Raw genomic sequence first — 20,992 nt, forward strand, 5'->3', positions numbered from 1 at the left:
GAAGAATGTACGCCATTCAGCGTATACGGTGGCCGCTGAACCCGACATAGGTTGGAGCCACAGGCCGGAAGCCGTACCCACTCCCGGCGCCGGCCCCTTTGAGAATCAAGGAGTACCAACCCATGCGCACCACCGTCGTCAATCTGGCTTTGGCTACCAGCATCCTCAGCCTCACCGGGTGCACGATGATCCCCAGCCGCCATTTCGACATCGTCGATCGGGAAGCTCTGCACCTTGATACAGGGGACGTCTACTCCGTGTTCATCAGCCCGCCGAACCGGAGCATGGACCGAGGACCGGGCACCAATACCTCTTATCTGACCCTCATCGACGAACAGGGACATATAAGGGCTATACGCACGAGTCCGATGGACCGCGGGACGCCATTGTGGAATTCGTCCGGCCTCTATATGTCCGACCGTGACCAGGACTTCTCCTTGACACCGCAGATGCAGGTGTCGAAAAACAAGAAACCCGAGCTCTTGGAGTCCACCGGTTTCAGCGACGACGGACAGTCCATCCTGTCGCTGTACAACGAGGGTTGGGAGGACGACGGTCATTACAGCATGATCGCCGAATTCCGGTCTTCATCCACTTTCGCCCGGGGCAGAGCAGACGGCTTGTACTTCACGAACAGCATCTGTGGCGATGCCATGTACGGAGTCGGCGAGTCATTTGCCGAAGGTCACGACCCGGAAGTGGGGAGTCCGATCGCTTTTTCCACAGTAGTGGAAAAGGATCAGACGAACGAGAAGATCATCAAGACGTATGCCCCGGATGACGATGTCAGCGAAGGCGGACTCCTGCAGTCACCATGCCATGAAAACACCATCTACACATTGGCCGACTTTCCCGAAACAGATGCACGAGACCACCACGGAACGGCTCGAACATGGAATGTGGAAACCGGACAGAGGTCGGACGCACGACTCGTTGCCGAAGACGGCTCCCGATTCCCCCTCCCCACTCTCGACTACTTGGACCGCTCACATTACAACAAGCACACCTACGCAGACGGTCGGCTCCAGTGGCTGGCCCCTGACAGCATCATGTGGGAGACCGATATGAGCACGGACAGGACCCACCGGCTGTACAGCATCGACGTCGACACGGACATGGGCAGTGATGGTGACACTTCCTTCGACATCAGCCCCCATCACATATTCGTCTTGGCCTCCAAGGGGTCGAAGTCCACGATCAAGACCTTCAGCCGGACCGACGGGCATCTGGAGTCCGAACTCAAGATACCCGGCCTGGGTCGTCTGACAGGCGAGTACCGCTGGGCACAGGGCTTCGCCTACAACCCGGCCATAGGATGATCGCATGAGCACCGTGATCATCGTCGATGACGATCCCTATGCCGTGCTAGGAATTCGCGCCACGCTGGAGGCGGCCGACGATTTCGAAGTCGTGGGAACAGCGAACACCGGCACCGATGCCGTGACATTGGCAGCCGAGTTCGCGCCCGATTTGGTGCTGATGGATCTGTCCATGCCCGGTGGGATCTCCGGCATCGAGGCCACCGCCCGGATCATCGCCGCCCGGCCCCGGGCACTGGTGGTCGTGCTCTCCAGTTCTTCACCGGGCCCCGGCCTGGCGCGCGCCCTGGAGGCCGGGGCCAGGGCGACGGTGCGCAAGACCGCTCCCCCGCCCAAACTCGTCCGCACTCTGCGCCAGATTCTGGCCGGCGATGAGATCCCCACCATGTCCTATCTGGCCCACGACATCCTGGTTGCAGGGGATCTACCGGAGTCGGACCTGCCTGAAAGCCCACCGACGGAGCGGGAACTCGACGTCCTGAGCTGCGTCTGCCAGGGTATGGGTCCGGCCCAGATCGCCACTGAGCTCTTCCTGTCACCGGCCACCGTGCGCACGCACATCGGCCGGCTGCATCGGAAACTGCATGCGGGTACCGCCGCCCAGCTGATCGTGCGCGCCCTGCAGTTCAAGTACTTCACGCCCGCTTGACTCCGCATCCGGATAAGGAGACAGCCATGTCAACACCCACCGTCGCCCGCCCACCCACGTCCCCGAGTCCAAGCGATGGCCGAAGCACACCTGCACACGACGGGCTCTCCGCGGTCGGCTACAACCGCCTACTGACAGGATCCCTCCTCATCACCGCCGGCACGGCGCTGATCACTTCGGTCTTCGCAAATATGACGGCTGAAGCAGACGACACGGGTTTCACCGGTGACCCCCTCTTAACGGGTGCGATCACCCTGTTCCCGGGTATCGTGGCCGTGCTCCCGTGCATCCTGCCCGCCGGGCGCCACCCGAATCGTATCCGCCAGCTCTGTGCGTGGATGGCCTTCGCCTGCACTGTGGGCTTATTCGCCCTGTACCCACTGACCGCGCCAGATGCCGACGCCTGGCTTCCCCTGCCCGCTATGCTGCTCGCGTTCGCCTTCCTGGCCGTCAGCGGGTCTGTGGCGAACCTTCTATCGTCCAAGCCACTGGACTCCAGCCGCGGCATCCGGATCACCGGGCGAATTGCGGGCGGAATCCTCATCGGCCTGCCTGCAATCGGCTTGGTGTCGATGATGGACGGGTCTTCGACGATCGGCGAGGTCGTGGAGACCGGGCTCATATGCCTGGTCCTGCTGGCTGTGGGTTTGGCCGTCGCCTGCGATGTACGGCCCTGGGGCCTGCCCATCGGAATCCTGCTCACCGGTCTGCTGGGACTGGTGATCATGGGAATGGGGCTTTCCAACCTGTCCATCGTCACCTGGCCGTTCTGGCTGTTGGGCTCCTTCTACCTGTGCCTGAGCCTGTTCGCTCTGGCCGTCACTCCCAAAGAGGCGCCGAGCCTTCAGCGCCTCTGACTCACGGGAGCCGCACCGCTGGCCGCCCGGCACGAACTGAGATCCTACGGGTTTGAGGGTGTGGGAAGCGTGTCCGACCGGGGCGCTCTTCCCGTGTTTCAGAAGGGTGGGACGTCGGTATCATCGGGGTCGGTGTCCGCATCCGAGGCGTAGGAACCATGAGTGCCCCACGGCGCGACGGGACCTGGAGGGTCGGTGCCCAGAGTACTGGATAGTCCTGAGGAGTTCAGTGAGTCTGGTGGATCGGGTGGGTCGCTCAGGTCTGATGCTGTGTCCCAGTCAGGTGGGGAGAAATCCTCCGGCACCCACACCGGCGGCAAACCCGCAGCGTTCCGCGCAGCACTCACATCCACCAGAGCAGCCGCGAACCGGGAATGAAACACCGGCCGCTGCTCCAGATCCACATGCCGGGGAGGAATCCAGGCAGGCAAACCACCAATCAGTTCGGCCCGCCACCCATGCTGGTCATGCCACGTGTGATGGAACCGGCACGCCAAGGTCAGATTCGCCACCGTCGTGGGTCCACCAGAGGACCAGGGGATCATATGGTGGGCATCGCACCACCCCACCGGCATATCACACCCCGGGAACGTGCACCCCCGATCCCTGGCCGCAATCAACTCAACCTGCCGCCGCGTAGCAAACCTGCCCGCACTCCTGACAGTGACTTCCCGGGTACCCGGCTGGTGGGCCTGGAAATACACGAGCGCGCCCGGAGACAGGGATTCCAGATCTTTGATCTGGATGGGACCGGCAGTGGATTCGACCTCCGCCTTCCCCTGCGCGTACTCTTCAGCAGTCGCCGTGACCACCAGGGCCATCCCCGCACCCTGCGGACCCGAACCCGCAGCCCGGTCAATCAAGGTCGCGAACATGTCATGACGACGTGCCCCATCGGGCCGCTCCCGATACCCAAACGGATGATCCGCTTTCGTCGTGGGCTGCCCATCAACCGTCACCGCGCTAGCCGGCAGGTCCTGAGGTGGCAGATCACCGGGCGGCACATCAGCTGTAACGGATTCCGCACCGTCGGGCACACCGGTGCCGACTCGCTGAGCCTCCCCGGAGTTCACTTCAGTCGTGTCCTGTCCGGGTTCCTGCCGATTCGTCAAGAGTCCATGCAACTTCCCACCCGTCACCGGATCCAACAACCCCGTCAGATTCCACGCACCATTCCTCCGCGGCGTCACGGTCACATGAAACTCATCAACCAACGGTGGGATCTCCGCGAAGCGCCCATCAGGATCCAGGTAGGCTCGAATCCGAGAACCCAGCACACGGACCTGGTCCACGTCAACACTCGGCACCGTCTGAACCAACAGTCTCTCCGCCGTGGCGTGATGGACGTGTCGCACCTGGCGGGGGATCTTCTCGATCTCCCGGATCACCGCCTGCGCCTGATCCACCGACACACCCCCGTCCGCCAGGGCGAGGGCAACATGGGGGTAGGCCGGTTCCAGACGCGCACCCGTTAGAGACCGGCCGGCACCGATCGCGTGTGCGAACCGCACCCGCCGCCTCGCGGCCGCCCCATCAATCCTCAACAGGCGAGTCAACAAGACGGGAAGAGTCTTCGCACCATAATCAACAGTGGGCACCTCGTATTCGGCCCGCGCCAGAACAACAGCCTCCGTCGAGGCGGTCACGCGGGACAGGTGTTCGATTCCCTTGAGCACCAGGAGCAGGTCGGAAGCGTCGAGACTGGGATCCGTGCCCACACCGGCACCCAGACCAGTGAGAGCCTCAGCCGCAACAGCGAGTTCCGGAGCGATCTCCTGCAAACGCTCCCAATCTTCAGAAGTCAAAAAGGGGTCAGCTGGACGGGCGAAGACCCCGGCACTCTTGTCATCATCGGGGGAACCAGCACGTGGGAGGGTGGAATCGATGGTCATGATCTCTCCCCTCCTCCTGTACCGGACCCGGGTCCGGACGCTGCTGTCAGAAGCCGCACTGAGTATTCAGCACACGCGTGTTGTGACTGTGTCGGGGAAGACGAGCCGTAAAACCTGACGGGACTTTGCTGTCCGATTCGGGTTTCCTGACCTACCTCAAGTGTAGCGCGAGTCACTTATGAAGGGAAGGGTTTATTCGAAACTGGTTTCCGATGTTTGCCGAGTAACGACTGTCTGCTTCGGTGGCAGCAAACGCGCTGGGTGGCACCAGATGCGCGCGCATCCGGTGCCACCGAATGCAAGTGGTACCACTGAAAAGGCGCGGGCACCCCACCCCACCTGCACCCACCCGGCGAGTACCGCCGACAAGGCCGGGTTAGAGGCCGGAGGCATCCCAACCACCAGACACAAAACGCTTCGGCCCCGCCTGGAGAAATCCAGACGGGGCCGAAGCGTAAGACGCGCAGTGAAGGCTGAGGATCAGCGCTTCGAGAACTGCGGAGCCTTGCGGGCCTTCTTCAGGCCGGCCTTCTTGCGTTCCGGGACGCGAGCGTCGCGCGTGAGGAATCCGGCCTTCTTCAGTTCGGCGCGGTTGTTCTCACGATCGATCTCGTTCAGCGACCGGGCGATGCCCAAGCGCACGGCACCGGCCTGGCCCGAGGGGCCACCACCCTTGATGCGCACGTGCACGTCGAAACGGCCTTCCAGGTCCAGCAGGCGGAAGGGCTCGTTGACCAGCTGCTGGTGCAGCTTGTTCGGGAAGTAGGTCTCCAGGTCACGGCCGTTGATGGTCCATTCGCCGGTGCCGGGCACCAGGCGCACGCGGGCGATGGCCTGCTTGCGACGGCCCACGCCGGAACCCGGAGCGGTCAGCGACTGGCCACGGCCACCCGCCACTTCCTGACCGAGTCCGGCGCCGGCCGGGGTCTCGGTGTGATATTCGTTCAGTTCGACTTCTTCGATGATGTCAGCCACGGTTCTCCTCGGTTTCTGTTCTGCCCGGCGCTTTACTGCGCGACCTGGCTGATCTCGTACGGCTGCGGGTTCTGAGCGGCGTGCGGGTGCTGTTCACCCGCGTAGACCTTCAGGTTCTTGATCTGGGCGCGGCCCAGACGGCCCTTGGGCAGCATGCCCGCAATGGCCTTCTCCACAGCGCGCTCCGGGGACTTCGAGAGAAGTTCCGCGTAGTTGACGCTCTTCAGACCACCCGGGTAGTTCGAGTGGCGGTAGGCGCGCTTCTGAATCAGCTTGTTGCCGGTCAGAGCGACCTTGTCGGCGTTGATGATGATCACGGAATCACCCGAGTCGACGTTCGGGGTAAAAGTCACCTTGTGCTTGCCGCGCAGCAGGCGGGCGGCCTGCGATGCGAGGCGGCCGAGGACGACGTCGGTGGCGTCGATGACGTGCCACTGGCGCTGAACATCGCCGGGCTTTTGGGTGTAGGTACGCAAAAGTAGCCTTCTTCTCGTTTACTTTCGGTAGGCCGTCGGAACACTTATGTCGTGATCTTCGTGTAACGGCAGCCCGTGCTTACGCGTTGTACGCCTGACACCTGCACCTACACCTGCAACGCGAATTCGGCTCTTAGGCATGATGTTGAACGTACGCAACGACTCTCAACTCTACATGGGCCGGGCCCGGCACCGCAAGTGCGATACCGGGCCCGGCCCATGTGATTCACGTCGAACGCTCAGTGCCGTGTGGCCTTGCGCCGACCGATCAGCACAGCGGCGGCACCGACGGCCAGGAGTACTGCGCCCGCGCCCGCGGCCAGGCCGATCTGCGCACCGGTCATCGGCAGATCTCCGGCCTCGTCGTTCGATCCATCGTCGTTTCCACCGTTTCCATCGGCGTCGGCGGATCCGCCCGAGGCCGAGGTGGCGCTGGGCTGTGCGCTGGGCTCGTCACCCGACCCGTCCGTGGGCTCCGAGCCCGGCTGCGTCGGCTTCTCGCTGGGCGAAGAGCTCGGCGAGGAGCTGGGACCGGTGCCGGCAGCGTCGACCACGCTGACCTCAACCTTCCCCGAAGCCGGCAGTGGGAGCGGGTTGTCGTCCCACCAGGCCGCTGCGGGATCGGCCTGGAACCGACCGGTCACGGTCTGCTGCCCGGTCTGCGCATCATCGGCAGCGTGCAGGGTCACCGGGACGTCGGTCTTGCCCTCCGGGATCTGCGCCACGCGCAGAGCGGAGTCGTCGGCCGTCAGCGACTTCTTCGCGGCATCGTCGTCGATCGTGGCGGTAACACCCTTGGGCAGATTCAGCTGCAACGTGAACGGGCCCTTGATGTCCTTCTGCGCCTGAAGGTGCAGGGCCGCATTGGCGCTGCCCCCGCGCTCGACGCGGATGTCCGTGGCGCCGTCCGGCAGGCCCAGGGCGACCTTGAGGTCCCCGGAATCCAACACGCTCAGCGCGTTGTCGGCCTGGCGTTCGTGCTTGTCCGGACTGATCTGCTGCTTCTTCTCCGCGCGCTTCTCGAAGTAGGTCTGCCATACGTCGAAGTCGGTCAGGCCGGACTGTTCGAACCCGCCCTTGGTGAACGAGGTGAAGTTGTCACCGCCGGCCGCCAGGAAGGACAGGGTCGCGACCCGGTACTCCTTGTCGTCCTTGATCGGCTTCCCATTGACGAGCACCTGCTTGACGTGCTCACCCGACTTCGCCTTGGAGTCGTAGACGACGTGCAGCTGCTTCGAGATGCCCAGATGCAGGAAGGGACGACTGGCCCCGTCTGGTTGCCACTGTTCCTCGAACAGCCCCTTGACGTCCTTGCCCTTCATCGTCACGACTCCGTGGTCGTTGGCAAACGGCAGGACCTGGTTGAGTTCGGCGACGGTGACCTCGCCGGGGGCTTCCTTGTTGAAGATATCGTCGACCTTCAGGTCAGTACGCAGCCCGCCGGGATTCGTGATTGCGAAGTCGGAGTCCTTCAGCGGGGAGTCCGCGGTCCCCTCGTCCAGGGCGTCGGCCACCAGGTTGCCCAGGGTGGATTCGCCGCCCCGGTCCTCCGAACCGTTCTTGAAGGCCCTGGTGATGTCCGCATCGATCGTGCCCGCGACCTCGGAGCCGATCTCCTTGGACTTCGTCACCGCGCGGTCGACGATATCGTCGACCTTGCCGACGACCTCCGAGTCGTAGTCGTGCTGTTTCCCCTCGGAGTCGACTGCGTCGATCAACCCCTGGGAGTCGATCTTCCAGCTGCCGTCGCCGGTCGATTCGAGCACGGCCTGGCCCACGGCCTCGCCGTACTTCTTGGCCTGGATCACGGGGCGGTCGCCGTTGTGCAGGTCGACCGGCAGGTGAGTGTGGCCGATGAAGAAGGCGTCGACGGAATCGTCCGCATCGTCCATCAGCTTGCGGAACTCCGCGTTCGAGGCCTTGGCCGAGTCGAGATCCTCTGTCTCGGACGGTCCGGTGTGCGCCTCGACGACGGTGACGTCGGGCTTCTCCCCCGCCGGCAGCGCCTCGAGGTCCTTGGCCGCCGTGTTCACCGCATCGGTGACATCGCCGAATTCGATGTCGGAGATGCCAGCAGGACTGACCATGTTCGCGGTGTCCCGGGTGACAGCGCCGATCACCGCAACCCGGATCGGCTTACCGCCGGCCGGGTTGACCAGGTCGATGAGTTTATAGGGTTCGAGTCCGTCGGCGACGTCCTTGGTGCCCTTCTTGTACACGTTCGCGCCCAGGTAGGGGAAGTTCGCCGATGAGTCGACCCGGTCCCGCAGGTCCGCGTATCCGCGATCGAATTCGTGGTTGCCCACGGCAGAGGCGTCCAGGCCGATCGTGTCCAACACACTCAGCGTCGGTTCGTCCTTCTGCGACGACGAGGCGTAGGTCGAGGCTCCGATGTTGTCACCGGCCGACAGCGCCATGGTGGGGATTCCCCGGTCCTTGGCCTTGGCCCGCTCCTCCTCAATGACCGATGCCACGCCGTGGCCGGCTTCGGCGATGCGGCCGTGGAAGTCGGTGATGTTGAGCAGTTGGACCTTGGTTCCGGCGGGTGCGTCGGCCTGGACGGGCAGGGCCGTCAATGGCAGGGAGAGAAGTCCCAGCGTGGCGGCACCCGCGAGGACGCCCGAATATTTACGCATGCTGCTCCTTTTGAGAGGCTCAGGGTCGGGAAGGCATCAGTGAACCTTGCGGATACACTCAGGCATCCTATACCGGAATCCGACCGGAATCAGTCCAGCCGCCGTTTGGCCCTGGCCCGCTCCCCCTGCGCCGCCCACGCCGATTCCTCCGGATACCCGACGGCTTCGAGCACCAACCCGTGCGGCTCCATCACGTACATGGGCTCGCCGGCCGGGACCCCCGCCTCGGCCAGAGCCAGGAGTTCGGCCGGGCGGGTGACGGGCCAGGCTCCCGAACCGACCTTGACCAGTCCCCCGATCAGCGCGCGGACCATGTGGTGGCAGAACGCGTCGGCGCGCAGCCGGGTGACGATGACACCAGAGGCGTCCCTGCCGACCTCGAGGCCGCGCAGGGTGCGGATCGTGGTGGCATCGGGACGGGGCTTGCAGAACGGCAGGAAGTCGTGCAGGCCGAGGAGTTCGCCTGCCGCCGAGGCCATCGCCGCAGCGTCCAGCCGACCGCGCACCACGGTGGTGCACGGTACCAGCAGCGGATCGAGGAAACTGTCCTCATCGGCCAGGCGATACGTATACGACCGCCAGATCGCGGCGAACCGGGCGTCGAAGCTCGAGGGGACTTCGGCGGCGGAGTGGATGACGATATCGCGGGCGTCCCTGGCGCGCAGCACCCCGCGCAGTCGGGCCAAGAGGCCTTCGGCGGGAGTCCGCTCGGCGCGGCTGCCGACCAGCCGCCGCGCCTCACCCGGCACCAGGTCCAGGTGGATGGTCTGCCGCCGGGCGTGCACCCCGGCATCCGTGCGCCCGGCCACCGTGACCCGGACCGGCCGGCGCAGGATCAGGGCGAGCGCCGCCTCGAGTTCGCCCTGTACAGTGCGCAGGCCCGGCTGAGTGGCCCAACCGTGGAAGTCCGTTCCGCGGTAGCCCAGATCCACGCGGAGGCGCCCGGTCTCCTCGGTGCCCCCGTTGGGCTCAGACATACCGTTCCCCTTCCTCCGGCGCCCGCGGCACCTCCGCCGCCCCCTGTCGTCCTTGCAACCCCGGCGAGGCGCCGGGACAGGGGCGGAACAGCCAGCGCACCGGGCCGGCCGAGGGCCGGGCCCGCATCGCCCGGTAGGCGTCGACATTGTGTTGGCGGTAGCGCATGGCCGAGGCGATGCGGATCTCGTAGCGCACCAGTTGGGAGTACAGGTCGTCGACCCGCCAGGCGTCTGCACCGCCGGTCAGAACCCGGGTGTGGGCGCGTTCGATCGCCCGGCTCAGTTCCGCTTCATCGGCCCCGGCCTGGGCCGCGCGCAATTCGGCCACCGAAACCCCCGCCTGGTCGACGACGGTGAGGAAGAGCGGCAGCAGGTCGCGTCGTTCCCGGATCGCCGCGCTCAGTTGGCGGCCGGATTCCGCCGCCAGGCCGCGTGCCATACTCAACTGGTTGTAGCGCAGGATGCTCACGACGAGCAACAGGACCACGGCCAGGCCGAGGAGCAGTAACCCGCCCAACAGCAGCCAGTCGCCCATGCCCGTCCTCCTCTGGGCGCGGGCCGGTGGCCGGCCCACATCCGAAATTGTCAGCCGCACCAGTCTACCCGGATCCGAGGACGTGCCCGCCCGGCTCGGTTCAGTCGACCAGCCCGCGCGCATCCAGTGCCCGGCCGGTGTCATAGGCGTACTGGACGCTGCGCAGGAAGACCGGCACGGTGCGGGCACGGATATCGCCCTCGAGACCGCGGGCGGCCGCCGCCCGGCCGGTCATCGCGAACAGATCCGCCAAATACGGGATGCTGCGCACCATCAGGGCGGCGGCCAGGGCGACCCGCTCCGGGTTCACGCCCACCAGGCGCAGGGGCCGGGCCAGCACGGTGAAGGCCGCCAGCAGTTCCGCGATCGTGTTCGTCAGCAACAGCAGACCGCCCGCCAACAGGCAGGTGAGCAGGGTCGTGGCGACCTGGAGGCCGACGTACCAGCCCTGGAAGACCAATTGCACGGCGACCAGGGCCACCAACAGCAACCAGACCCGACTCAGCGGCGCCACCAGACGCGACAACGGCAGCCGGGCGCTGAGCCCACAGGCGACCACGACCACCGCCAGCCCCACGTTGACCACGGGATCGCGCAGGATCATCACGACGATGCTCAGGGCGAACACGATCCCCAGCATGGCCAGGGTGGGGATGGCATGCAGCCAGCCCCGACGCTGCACATAGCCACCCAGAAACTCCGGACGCCGCCTCACCGGCCCCGCTCCTCGCGGATCCGGGCGACGTCCCGGGTGACGGAATCCACATAGCCGGCCACCACCTCGGCGGCGGGCCCGTGCGCGGCGATCCGTCCGTCGGCCACGTGTACCGCCTCATCGGCACGGCGGGCGAAGTCCAGATTGTGGGTCGTGGCGATCACCCGCACACCCCTGGCCAGCAGGCCTTCCACGGTGTCGAGCAGCAGCCGTTCGTTGACCAGGTCCAGCAGCGTAGTCGGCTCGTCGAGGATCAGTACCGCGGGGTCGACCGCCAAGACACTGGCCAGGGCGACCAGTTGCCGCTGTCCACCGGAGAGCTCATAGACGCTGCGCCCGGCCAGGTCGTCAAGGCCGAGGCCGGCGAGCACCTCCATGGCGCGCTCATGGCGTTCGGCCCGGCGCTTGACGCTGCGTTTGAGGGAGAGTTCCACGTCCTCGATGACGGTGGGCATGACCAGTTGGGTAGCGGGGTCGGTGAACACGAAGCCCACGCGCCGCCGCACCTCTTTGACTTGGCGTTCGGCATCGAGGCCGTCGACCAGGACCCGGCCCGTGTCCGGGCGCACCAGGCCGTTGCACAGCTGGAGCAGCGTGGACTTGCCAGATCCGTTCTGGCCGACGACGGTGGTGAAGTCGGCCGTCAGCTCCAGGTCGATATCGTCAAGGATCGTCCGGATCACGGGCCCGGCCTCGGTCACGTCCTGGGAGACAACGCCGACCCGGTCGAAGCGGATGCTCCGGTCCCTGTGCTCGCGTCCGCGCTTGAGGGCTTCGTGTCCGCGCATCAGCGGCGGGCCAACAGCCGTGGGAAGGCGCGGTGGATGGCCAGGGCGACGGCCACGGCCGCCACCGTTTTAAGCGCATCGCCGGGCCAGAAGGCCAGGTCGGCGGTGAAGGCCGCGCCCAGGGGCAGGTGCGCATTGAGCATCATCCCGGCGATGCCCAGAGTCCGCGTGGTGATCCAGCCGGCGACCAGGGCGCCCGCCAGCAGCACGCCGAACCGCTTGCCCGCGGTGAACCTCCGCAGGGCGAAGTTCGCGGCGAAGCCGGCCAGCCAGGCGGCCAGGGGGAAGGCGATGAGATATCCGGCACTGGGGCCGGCGAGCCAGGCGGGGCCACCGCGTCCGCCGGACAGGATCGGCAGGCCGACGGTGGCCAGGATCAGGTAGAGCAGCACCGCCAGCAGGCCGCGGGTCGGGCCCAGGCACAGCCCGGCCAGCAGCACGACCAGGGTCTGGATGGTGATCGGCACGCCGACGCTCAGGGGAATCGCGGGAACGAATCCGCTGGCGGCGACCAGGGCGGCGAACACGGCGATCAGGGCGATGCCGGTGCCGGCGGATTCGCGTGCGGCTCGCGGGGCGACACCTGCAGCAGTCATGGGGACTCCTTCGAGGGGATGGTTGAACACCGTTCAAGTGAACACTGTTCAGTGTGGCTCAGGCGCCCGCGGAATGCAAACCACGCATGCCCGGGCCGGGCGCAGCCGCACACAGGGTGGCCGGGCACAGTTCCTGCGACCGGGCCCGGCCCCACGAAAAAGAGCAGTCGTTTCGGTCTGAGTCTCTACAGAATTCTCAGACCAAAACGACTGCTCTTCGCAGGGGTGAGCGGGACTGCAACGCCCGCACCTCACGCCCGGAGGATCACTCCCATTCGATCGTGCCCGGGGGCTTGGAGGTGATGTCCAAGACCACGCGGTTGATCTCGTCGACCTCATTGGTGATGCGGTTGGAGATCTTGGAGAGCACATCGTAGGGCACGCGGGTCCAGTCGGCCGTCATGGCGTCCTCACTGGAGACCGGGCGCAGCACGATCGGGTGACCATAGGTGCGACCATCGCCCTGCACACCAACCGAGTGGACGTCGGCCAGCAGCACCACGGGGCACTGCCAGATCTCATCGTCCAGGCCGGCGGCGGTCAGTTCCTCGCGCACGATCGCATCGGCCTCGCGCAGGATCGACAGCCGGTGTTCGTCCACGGAGCCCACGATGCGGATCGCCAGGCCGGGGCCGGGGAAGGGCTGACGGCCCACGATGACCTCGGGCAGGCCCAATTCGCGGCCGATCGCGCGGACCTCGTCCTTGAACAGGGCGCGCAGGGGCTCGATGAGCTTGAACTCCACATCGTCGGGCAGACCGCCCACATTGTGGTGGCTCTTGATGTTCGCAGTACCGGTGCCGCCACCGGACTCGACCACGTCCGGGTACAGGGTGCCCTGGACCAGGAACTCGATCGGCTGGCCGGTTCCGGTCTCCACCGATTCCGCCAGCAGCTTGGCCGCGGCGCGTTCGAAGGACCGGATGAATTCGCGGCCGATCGTCTTGCGCTTGGTCTCCGGATCGGACACACCCTCGAGTTCCTTGAGGAACACATCGGAGTCGTCGACGGTCACCAGGCGCACACCGGTGGACTGGACGTAGTCCTCCTCCACCTGGCGGCGTTCGTCCTTGCGCAGCAAACCGTGGTCGACGAAGATGCAGGTCAGCTGATCGCCGATCGCCTTGTGCACCAGGGCAGCGGCCACGGCGGAGTCGACACCGCCGGACAGGCCACAGATGACCTGCTTGTCGCCCACCTGTTCGCGGATCCGGGCGACCTGTTCGTCGATGACCGAACCAGAGGTCCAGTCCGGGGTCAGGCCCGCGACGTTGTACAGGAAGTTCTCCAGGACCTTCTGGCCGTATTCGCTGTGCAGCACCTCCGGGTGCCACTGCACGCCGGCCAGGTTCTTCGCCGCGCATTCGAACGCGGCCACCGGGGTGTCCGGGGTCGAGGCCAGCACGTCGAAGCCGGCGGGCGCCTGGGCGACGGAATCGCCGTGGCTCATCCACACGGTCTGCGCGGCAGGCTGCCCGTCAAGCAGGGTGCCCGAGGCGCTGACCTCGAGCGGTGTGGAGCCGTATTCGCGGTTGCCGGTCTTCGCCACGGAGCCGCCCAGGGCATTCGCCATGACCTGGAAGCCATAGCAGATGCCGAACATGGGCACGTCCAGGTCGAAGACCGCTGCGTCGAGCTGCGGGGCCCCGGCCTCGTACACCGACGACGGTCCGCCGGAGAGCACGATGGCCACAGGATTGCGCTTGGCGAACTGCGCGGCCGAGGCCGTCGACGGAATGAGTTCCGAATACAGTCCCGCTTCACGCACGCGCCGTGCGATCAGCTGCGCGTACTGCGCCCCGAAGTCCACGACGAGCACGGGGCGCGCTGCGGTCCCCGTTTCGGGAGTGGAGTTTTCAGTCATGACGTCTATCCTATCCGTCTTCTATCTCAGCCCTGAACGGGGGCGACGACCACTGCGGCGTCAAGTTCACGCGCCACCCGGTGGCTGGTCTTGCGCTCCAGGATGAAGGACATGACGGGAATCACGCCGGCCAGGGCCAACAGGAGCAGACGGCCGATCGACCAGCGCATCTGCTGATTGAGCCAGAAGCAGGAGATGAGGTAGACGACATAGCACCAGCCATGGCAGATCGCGATGGCCTCACCCAGGTCGAAGCCGCCGATCGCCAGAGCCTCGCCGGACAGCCCGGCCAGCGGGAAGACGACGTATTTCACGATCATCTCAACCGTCAGGGCCAACAGCATGATGCCGGTGATGATCGCCATCACCCGGTAGAAGCGCAGGGCATTGCGGGCGGAGGTGAAGCGTTTGATCGTCCAGACGTTGTTCTCGTCGAAATCAGGCCTGGCGTCCATCGGGTCAGCGGCCACGGGGTTCATCCTTCGTTTGTGCGTCGGTGGGTTTGAGTGTGTGTTCTGGCGTGGGAACCGGGACGGGAGTCGCCGTGGTGCGCAGCTCATGTTCGCCCGCGCCCTTGACGATGACGTATTCGACGCCGGCGGCCCGGGCCTCGGACATATCGGGCAGGCCGATCCCCTGTTTGTTCTGATAGGCGTCACGCAACAGCGAGTACCACATGTAGAGGGCGAAGCCGGCGAAGAACAGCCATTCGAGGGTGTAGACGCCCGACTGCAGGTCGAATCCGCCGGTGTCCTTGGCCCCGATCGACACGTGGCCCAGTTCCCCGCCGGCGACCTTCGCCTGCTGATCGGCATCGACCATGAGCATGGCCGAATACGAATAGACGTCGAAGAGGTTGACCAGCTCGGAGGTCGACACGCTGCCGTAGGTACCGGGTTCGGACTTGTCCGTGCCCGTCGGTGCCTCGATCGGATTGATGCGCGCGTGCAGTTCGACGACGCTATCGGGCGCCCGCGAGTCCCGCGCGGTGGCCAGGTCAGCGGTCCAGCCGCGGACCACCGGAATGGCGATCGGCAGTTTGGCGTCACCGGTGATCTTCGCCTCGGCGCCCAGCCGCGCGCCTTCGGGGACGAACATGGTCACAACCCAGTAGCCGGACTTGCCCTCATCGCCCGCGCGGTCGGAGACCACGATCTGGTCAGCCGGCAGGAACTTTCCCCTCAGCTCGACCCGTTGATGGGCCAGCAGGCCCGAAGTGGGAACCTGCGCAGCGATGACCTCGTTGAATGGCTTGAGCTCGTCGATGCCCTGGGCCGCCACCGCGTCGTTCTTGTGCTCGGCACGGTAAGCCTGCCAGCCGGCCAGTCCCACGAAGACCGTGCACAGGGCCAGCACCAGCACCAAAAAGCCCAGCCACCGGGGGGTGAGAGCCAGGCGCAGCAAGTCAGAGGCCTCGGCCGGGGTGCGGGGAGACGACGACGTCCACGCGCTGGAACTCCTTGAGGTCCAGGTAGCCGGTGGTGGCCATGGCACGGCGCAGCGCGCCGGCCAGGTTGACCTCGCCCACGGCCGAATGTCCCGGACCGAACAACAGGCGCTCAAGCGGTGCGACGGTGTTCATCTTCACCCGGCGGCCACGCGGCAGCTGCGGGTGGTGGGCCTCGGCACCCCAGTGGTAGCCCTTACCGGGGGCCTCCTCCGAGCGGGCCAGTGCAGAGCCGAGCATGACGGCGTCGGCGCCCATCGCGAAGGCCTTGACGATATCGCCCGAGGTCCCCAGGCCACCGTCGGCGATGACGTGGACGTAGCGGCCGCCGGATTCGTCCATGTAGTCCCGCCGGGCTGCGTGGACATCGGCCAGGCTGGTGGCCATCGGGACCTGGATGCCCAGGGCCCGGTGGGTGGTGGTAGCCGAACCGCCACCGAAGCCCACGAGGACGCCTGCGGCACCGGTGCGCATCAGGTGCAGGGCCGCGGTATAGGTGGCCGCGCCCCCGACGATCACGGGCACGTCGAGTTCGTAGATGAACTTCTTGAGGTTGAGCGATTCGGTCGTCGACGATACGTGTTCGGCCGAAACGGTGGTGCCGCGGATGACGAACAGGTCCACGCCGGCGGCGATCACCGTCTCGTAGAATTCCTGGGTCCGCTGCGGGGTCAGGGCACCGGCCACGGTGACACCGGATTCGCGGATCTGGTTGAGCCGGGCCGTGATGAGTTCGGCCTTGATCGGTTCGGCGTAGATCTCCTGCATCCGGGTGGTGGCCTGGTCGTCCGGCAGGGTGGCGATCTCGTCGAGGTAGGGCTGAGGGTCCTCATAACGGGTCCACAGGCCCTCCAGGTCGAGCACGCCCAGGCCGCCCAGCTTGCCCAGGGCGATCACTGTGTCCGGCGAGGAGATGGAGTCCATCGGCGCGGAGATGAAGGGCAGTTCGAACTTATAGGCGTCGATCTGCCAGTCGAGGCTGACATCCTTGGGGTCGCGCGTGCGCCGCGCGGGGATGACCGCGATGTCGTCCAGGGAAAATGCCCGGTTGCCTCGTTTGCCGCTGCCGATTTCAATCTCAGTGCTCACGGGTGCTAAGCCTACCAGCGGTCTACCACCGGTAGAACTCCGGGAGAACCGCATCGACGGTCACAACCGCTCACCCCGACGCCCGGGTAGGACCCAGCACAGCAGCACGATGAGCAAACCGGCAACCGGAACGCACACCAGGCCGGCGCGCAGGCCGGTCGCGGCGTGGTCGGAGATGAAACCGACCACCGGGGCCAGGCACAGCGAGCCCAGGCGCATCAGCCAGGACACCAGTGCCAGGCCCGTACCGGGTTTCAGGCCCGAGAGTTCGTCGGCGCGGGCCAGCACATTCGGGATGCAGGTTCCCACGCCCAGGCCGGCCAGGGCGTAGCCGGCAAAAGTCAGGGGCAGGCCGGGCAGTGTCAACGCCAGGCCCATTCCGAAACACACCAGAAGGCCGCCGACCCCGGTGACAGCGCGCGGTCCCAGCCGATCGCCCAAGGGGTCGCCCAGCAGCCGGCCGATGAACTGGCTGCCGGCGATCACGGTGAACCCCCAGGCCGCGAGCTGGGCCGAGGCGCCCAGGGTTCCCAGATAGACGCCCGACCAGGTGCTGCCCAGGTCCTCGACCCCGGCACCGGCGACCCCCAGCACGCCCAGCGCCAGGACTAATACCCACACCGGCAGAACCCGGGCGCCCGCGCCTTCTCGGCGGTACTCGCCAGTCCGGTGCCCCTGCTCAGGGGCGGGGTCCGATCCCGGTGCCCACACTCCGTCCGTGACGACGGTGCGGGTGCGCTCCGGGGGCAGGCACAGCCGGAACGCCAGCAGTGCGACCGTGCCGACCAACAGCGCCGAGGCCGCGAAGTGCACCGGCAGTGGCAGGCCCCAGGCCAGGGCCCCGGCGGCCATCAGCCCACCGGTCACGGCGCCGACCGACCACACCGCGTGCATGCTGCCGACGATCGACTTGCCGTAGCGGCGCTGGACCTGCAGGCCCTGGGAATTCTCCGCCACATCGGTCAGTGCGTCCATCGCCCCCGAGGCCAGCAGGCCGAACACGAACAGTCCCGGTGCCAGCAGTCCGGGAAGCGCTGGGGAGAATCCCACGAGCAGGATCGCCAGGCCCGCGAACACCGTGCCCGCCGTGGCCATCCGGGCCGAACCGATCCGGCGCAACAGACGCGCTGCGAAGGGGCCCACCAGGATCGCGCCCACGGTCGAGGCCGCCACGGCCATGCCGTAGGCGCCACCGCCCAGACCCAGGGCGGCCTTGAGCTCGGGCAGGCGCGGGGCCAGATTGGCGATGATCGCCCCATTGGTGAAGAACAACAGCGAGGCGCCCAACCGAGCGCGGCGCAGGGAGCGGGCACGGGACGCAGCGGGAGACGGAAAAGGGTGGGAGGACATCGCCTCCCACCCTATCGGTCGGGCCGTGGAGCCCCGTGCTTTTACTTACCCACGCGGCCGTATGCCGAATCGTCCGGGTTGTCGATCGTGGAGTGCTTGCGGTTGTCGTGCATGTACAGCACCGCGATCAGGCCGACCACTGCGACGATGACGACGTAGATCGGGAACCAGCTACCGTGCCCGGCGTTCTGGAACCACAGGCCCACGGACTCGGCCGAACCGCCGAACAGCGAATTGCCGATGCCATAGGTGAAGCCCACGCCGATGCCGCGGATGTGCGCCGGGAACATCTCGGCCTTCACGATGCCCGAGATCGACGTGTACATGGCCACGAAGGCCATGGCGATGACGACCCAGATACCCGCACCGACCAGGCTCGTGGAGTTGCCGATGAAGTGCAGCACGGGGATCGGGATGATGATCATGCCGATGACGAAGATCAGCATGTTGTTCTTGCGCCCGATCTTGTCCGAGACCCAACCGGCGATCGGCTGCATGATGATGAAGATCAGCAGCACGATCGTCATGAGGTCGGCGATATGGCCCTTCGAGAAGGTCTCCGCCGAAGGAGTCTTCTGGTGCACCACCAGCAGGTACTTCTGCATATACGTGGTGAAGATGTAGAACACCAGCGAACCGATGGCGGTGATGCCCAGCACCACGAAGAAGGACCGCGGGTGGCGCAGCACCTCGAGGAAGCTGCCGGCGTGTTCGTGCTTGCGCACCTCTTCGCTGGTCGTCTCCTCCAGACCCGACCGCAGCCACAGGGACACCAGGGCCGCGACGGCGCCGATCACGAACGGCAGGCGCCACCAACCGGCGGTGATCTGCTCATCGCCCAGGGTGTGCGTCATGATGACGGCCAGCAGACTGGCCAACAGCTGCCCGCCGACCAGCGTGACGTACTGGAAGGAGGAGAAGAAGCCGCGCTTGCCCTCGGTGGCGACCTCGGACATGTAGGTGGCGGTCGCACCGTACTCACCGCCGACGGCCAGACCCTGGATCATGCGCACGATCAGCAGCAGGAAGGCCGCCCAGCCGCCGATCAGATCGGAGGTCGGCAGGCAGGCCAGCAGCAGCGAACCCGCACACATGACCAGGATGGAGATCAGCATCGAGTTCTTCCGGCCCAGCTTGTCCGAGGCCCGGCCGAAGATATAGCCGCCGATGGGTCGCATCAGGAAGCCGACGAAGAACACCAGGGCCGCCTGCAGCAGCGACAGCACCTCGTTGTCCTTGACGAAGAACTGCGTTGCGAAGTAGACGGAGAAGAAGGAGTAGATATAGAAGTCGAACCATTCGACCAGATTGCCCGAGGACGCGGCCAGAATGGCCTTGACCGTCTGCCAGGTGGTCTTCTGGTTCGGACCGGGGGCGCTGCCGCTGCTAGCAGCGTCAGGAGTCGTGCTCGTCGCCATTGTGCGAACTCTTTTCCTTGAAATGCCATCGGCGGTCCGGACCGGGGATATGGGTGCGGACCGCCGACAGCGTTGTCAACTTGGTTATATTCCGAGGACAGCATACTCCTTTCACAGCGTTCTAGCAGAAATAGATCAGGGCCCCGGTCCCGTTCCGTGGTATTGGGAACGGTGCCGGGGCCCTGGAATCGGCCGGGCTCGGAAGCTCAGTCGAACAGGATGACCTGACGGATCGCCTTACCGTCGGCCAGGGTGTCCATGGCCTCGTTGATCTGGTCCAGGCGCATCGTCGAGGACACGAGTTCCTTCACCGGCAGCCGGTCCTCCCGCCACAGCTGGGCGTACTTCGGGATGTCCCTGGCGGGTACGGCCGAGCCCAGGTAGGAGCCGATCACGGTGCGCGCCTCACTGGTCAGGACCACCGGGTGGATCGAGGAGGTGGCGTCGGGCGCCGGCAGGCCCACGGTCACGGTCGTGCCGCCCACCGCCGTCGCCTCGAAGGCGGTTTCGAAGGCCGCGGGATGCCCGGCCGCCTCGACGACCACCGGTGCCTTGACTCCCTGTTCGGCCACCTGTGCCGGGGTGAAGGCCGCGGCAGCACCCAGCTCCTTGGCCCGCACCAGCTTGTCCGGGTTCGCATCCACCGCGATCACGCGCACCCCATCGAGGCCCAGCGCGGTGATGAGGGCGGCCATGCCGACACCGCCGAGGCCCACGATCATCACGTCCTGGCCCGGCTGCGGCTTGCCGGCGTTGATGACGGCGCCGCCGCCGGTGAGCACGGCGCAGCCCAGGGGCGCTGCGACCTCGGGCGGGACGTCGGCGCCGACCTTGACGACCGAGGCCTGGTTGACCACCGCGTGATCGGCGAACACCGAAACGCCCAGGTGGTGGTAGAGGTCCCCCGTGACATTGCCGGCTGCGTCGATCTCATGGAGCCGGGTCAGCTGCGCGATCCCGTTGCCATCGCGGGGCACGTCCGCATCGGCAGCGGTGTCGAAGCCGGGCAGATAGCCGGCGTTGTTGCTGGCGCTGCCGGGAATGCACGGCAGCTTGCCGTCTGTCAGGCAGTTCTCGCACTTCCCACAACGCGGCAGGAAGACGGTGACCACGTGGTCGCCGACGGCCAGGTCGCTCACACCGGGGCCCACCTGTTCGACGATGCCGGCGCCCTCATGGCCCAGCAGCATCGGCAGCGGGCGGGGGCGGTTGCCGTTGACCACGGACAGATCGGAGTGGCACAGGCCGGCCGCCGTCATCTTCAGCAGGACCTCGCCGGGGCCGGGGGCGTCGAGTTCGACTTCGACGACGTCCAGGGGCTTCGATTCGGCGTAGGGCCGGGGAGCCTCCATGGTGCGCAGCACTGCTCCGCGAATCTTCATCGATCTGCCTTTCTTCGGGGTTTCGTT

The 20,992-nt window shown here is 66.2% G+C and carries 19 protein-coding genes; 3 read left to right on the top strand and 16 right to left on the bottom strand.

The window, feature by feature from the left end; all coding sequences use genetic code 11:
- Nucleotides 1-122 precede the first annotated feature (122 nt).
- From NQ036_RS04150 to NQ036_RS04160, 3 genes are read left to right on the top strand one after another with little or no spacing between them, the layout of a single operon-like run.
- Complete coding sequence (locus NQ036_RS04150; protein ID WP_257046981.1) at nt 123-1,319, top strand: hypothetical protein; 1,197 nt, start codon at nt 123-125, stop codon at nt 1,317-1,319.
- A gap of 4 nt (nt 1,320-1,323) precedes the next feature.
- The gene (locus NQ036_RS04155; protein ID WP_257046980.1) at nt 1,324-1,968 is read left to right on the top strand and encodes a response regulator transcription factor; all 645 of its coding nucleotides are present in this window, start codon (nt 1,324-1,326) and stop codon (nt 1,966-1,968) included.
- A gap of 26 nt (nt 1,969-1,994) precedes the next feature.
- A complete protein-coding gene (locus NQ036_RS04160) occupies nt 1,995-2,825 on the top strand; it encodes a hypothetical protein (protein WP_257046979.1) in 831 nt (276 codons plus the stop codon).
- A 98-nt stretch (nt 2,826-2,923) separates the two neighbouring features.
- Here the strand turns inward: NQ036_RS04160 and NQ036_RS04165 are convergent, their stop codons facing one another.
- The 16 genes from NQ036_RS04165 to NQ036_RS04240 all read right to left on the bottom strand — a co-directional run bounded on the left by NQ036_RS04165 (nt 2,924) and on the right by NQ036_RS04240 (nt 20,965).
- Nucleotides 2,924-4,717 carry an HNH endonuclease signature motif containing protein gene (locus NQ036_RS04165; protein WP_257057205.1) on the bottom strand — a complete coding sequence of 598 codons (1,794 nt, stop codon included), beginning with the start codon at nt 4,715-4,717 and terminating at the stop codon, nt 2,924-2,926.
- 480 nt (nt 4,718-5,197) lie between these two features.
- Complete coding sequence (gene rpsI / locus NQ036_RS04170) at nt 5,198-5,692, bottom strand: 30S ribosomal protein S9 (RefSeq protein ID WP_257046977.1); 495 nt, start codon at nt 5,690-5,692, stop codon at nt 5,198-5,200.
- A gap of 32 nt (nt 5,693-5,724) precedes the next feature.
- Nucleotides 5,725-6,168, bottom strand: a complete 444-nt coding sequence (rplM, locus tag NQ036_RS04175; protein WP_257046976.1) for a 50S ribosomal protein L13 — start codon at nt 6,166-6,168, stop codon at nt 5,725-5,727.
- 239 nt (nt 6,169-6,407) lie between these two features.
- Complete coding sequence (locus NQ036_RS04180; protein ID WP_257057206.1) at nt 6,408-8,804, bottom strand: bifunctional UDP-sugar hydrolase/5'-nucleotidase; 2,397 nt, start codon at nt 8,802-8,804, stop codon at nt 6,408-6,410.
- 89 nt (nt 8,805-8,893) lie between these two features.
- The gene (gene truA / locus NQ036_RS04185; RefSeq protein WP_257057208.1) at nt 8,894-9,781 is read right to left on the bottom strand and encodes a tRNA pseudouridine(38-40) synthase TruA; all 888 of its coding nucleotides are present in this window, start codon (nt 9,779-9,781) and stop codon (nt 8,894-8,896) included.
- Nucleotides 9,774-10,316 (bottom strand): hypothetical protein, encoded by a 543-nt coding sequence (locus NQ036_RS04190; RefSeq protein ID WP_257057209.1) that lies wholly within the window; start codon nt 10,314-10,316, stop codon nt 9,774-9,776. The genes truA and NQ036_RS04190 overlap by 8 nt, the downstream gene beginning before the upstream one ends.
- A 100-nt stretch (nt 10,317-10,416) precedes the next feature.
- Nucleotides 10,417-11,031: a CbiQ family ECF transporter T component gene (locus NQ036_RS04195; RefSeq protein WP_257057210.1), complete on the bottom strand. Its 615-nt coding sequence runs from the start codon at nt 11,029-11,031 to the stop codon at nt 10,417-10,419.
- Nucleotides 11,028-11,819, bottom strand: coding sequence for an energy-coupling factor ABC transporter ATP-binding protein (locus NQ036_RS04200; RefSeq protein ID WP_257057211.1), 792 nt, complete (start codon nt 11,817-11,819; stop codon nt 11,028-11,030). The genes NQ036_RS04195 and NQ036_RS04200 overlap by 4 nt, the downstream gene beginning before the upstream one ends.
- Entirely contained in the window at nt 11,819-12,415 is a 597-nt protein-coding gene (locus tag NQ036_RS04205) for a biotin transporter BioY (protein ID WP_257057212.1), read from the bottom strand. The genes NQ036_RS04200 and NQ036_RS04205 overlap by 1 nt, the downstream gene beginning before the upstream one ends.
- Nucleotides 12,416-12,680: 265 nt before the next feature.
- A complete protein-coding gene (guaA, locus tag NQ036_RS04210) occupies nt 12,681-14,279 on the bottom strand; it encodes a glutamine-hydrolyzing GMP synthase (protein ID WP_257057213.1) in 1,599 nt (532 codons plus the stop codon).
- A 26-nt stretch (nt 14,280-14,305) separates the two neighbouring features.
- On the bottom strand, nt 14,306-14,758 hold the full coding sequence (locus NQ036_RS04215; protein WP_373566578.1) for a DUF3817 domain-containing protein: 453 nt from the start codon (nt 14,756-14,758) through the stop codon (nt 14,306-14,308).
- Nucleotides 14,739-15,683 (bottom strand): SURF1 family protein, encoded by a 945-nt coding sequence (locus tag NQ036_RS04220; RefSeq protein ID WP_257057217.1) that lies wholly within the window; start codon nt 15,681-15,683, stop codon nt 14,739-14,741. Before NQ036_RS04220 ends, NQ036_RS04215 begins: the two co-directional genes overlap by 20 nt.
- Nucleotide 15,684: 1 nt before the next feature.
- On the bottom strand, nt 15,685-16,815 hold the full coding sequence (locus tag NQ036_RS04225) for a GuaB3 family IMP dehydrogenase-related protein (protein WP_257046965.1): 1,131 nt from the start codon (nt 16,813-16,815) through the stop codon (nt 15,685-15,687).
- Nucleotides 16,816-16,875: 60 nt separating this feature from the next.
- Nucleotides 16,876-18,165, bottom strand: a complete 1,290-nt coding sequence (locus tag NQ036_RS04230; RefSeq protein WP_257057218.1) for an MFS transporter — start codon at nt 18,163-18,165, stop codon at nt 16,876-16,878.
- A 41-nt stretch (nt 18,166-18,206) separates the two neighbouring features.
- Nucleotides 18,207-19,583: an MFS transporter gene (locus NQ036_RS04235; RefSeq protein ID WP_257057219.1), complete on the bottom strand. Its 1,377-nt coding sequence runs from the start codon at nt 19,581-19,583 to the stop codon at nt 18,207-18,209.
- Between the two features lie 206 nt (nt 19,584-19,789).
- Nucleotides 19,790-20,965, bottom strand: coding sequence for an alcohol dehydrogenase catalytic domain-containing protein (locus tag NQ036_RS04240; RefSeq protein WP_257046962.1), 1,176 nt, complete (start codon nt 20,963-20,965; stop codon nt 19,790-19,792).
- Between the last annotated feature and the right edge of the window lie 27 nt (nt 20,966-20,992).

The organism is Brevibacterium sp. 91QC2O2 (genome assembly GCF_024580695.1).
Lineage (GTDB): Bacteria > Actinomycetota > Actinomycetes > Actinomycetales > Brevibacteriaceae > Brevibacterium > Brevibacterium moorei.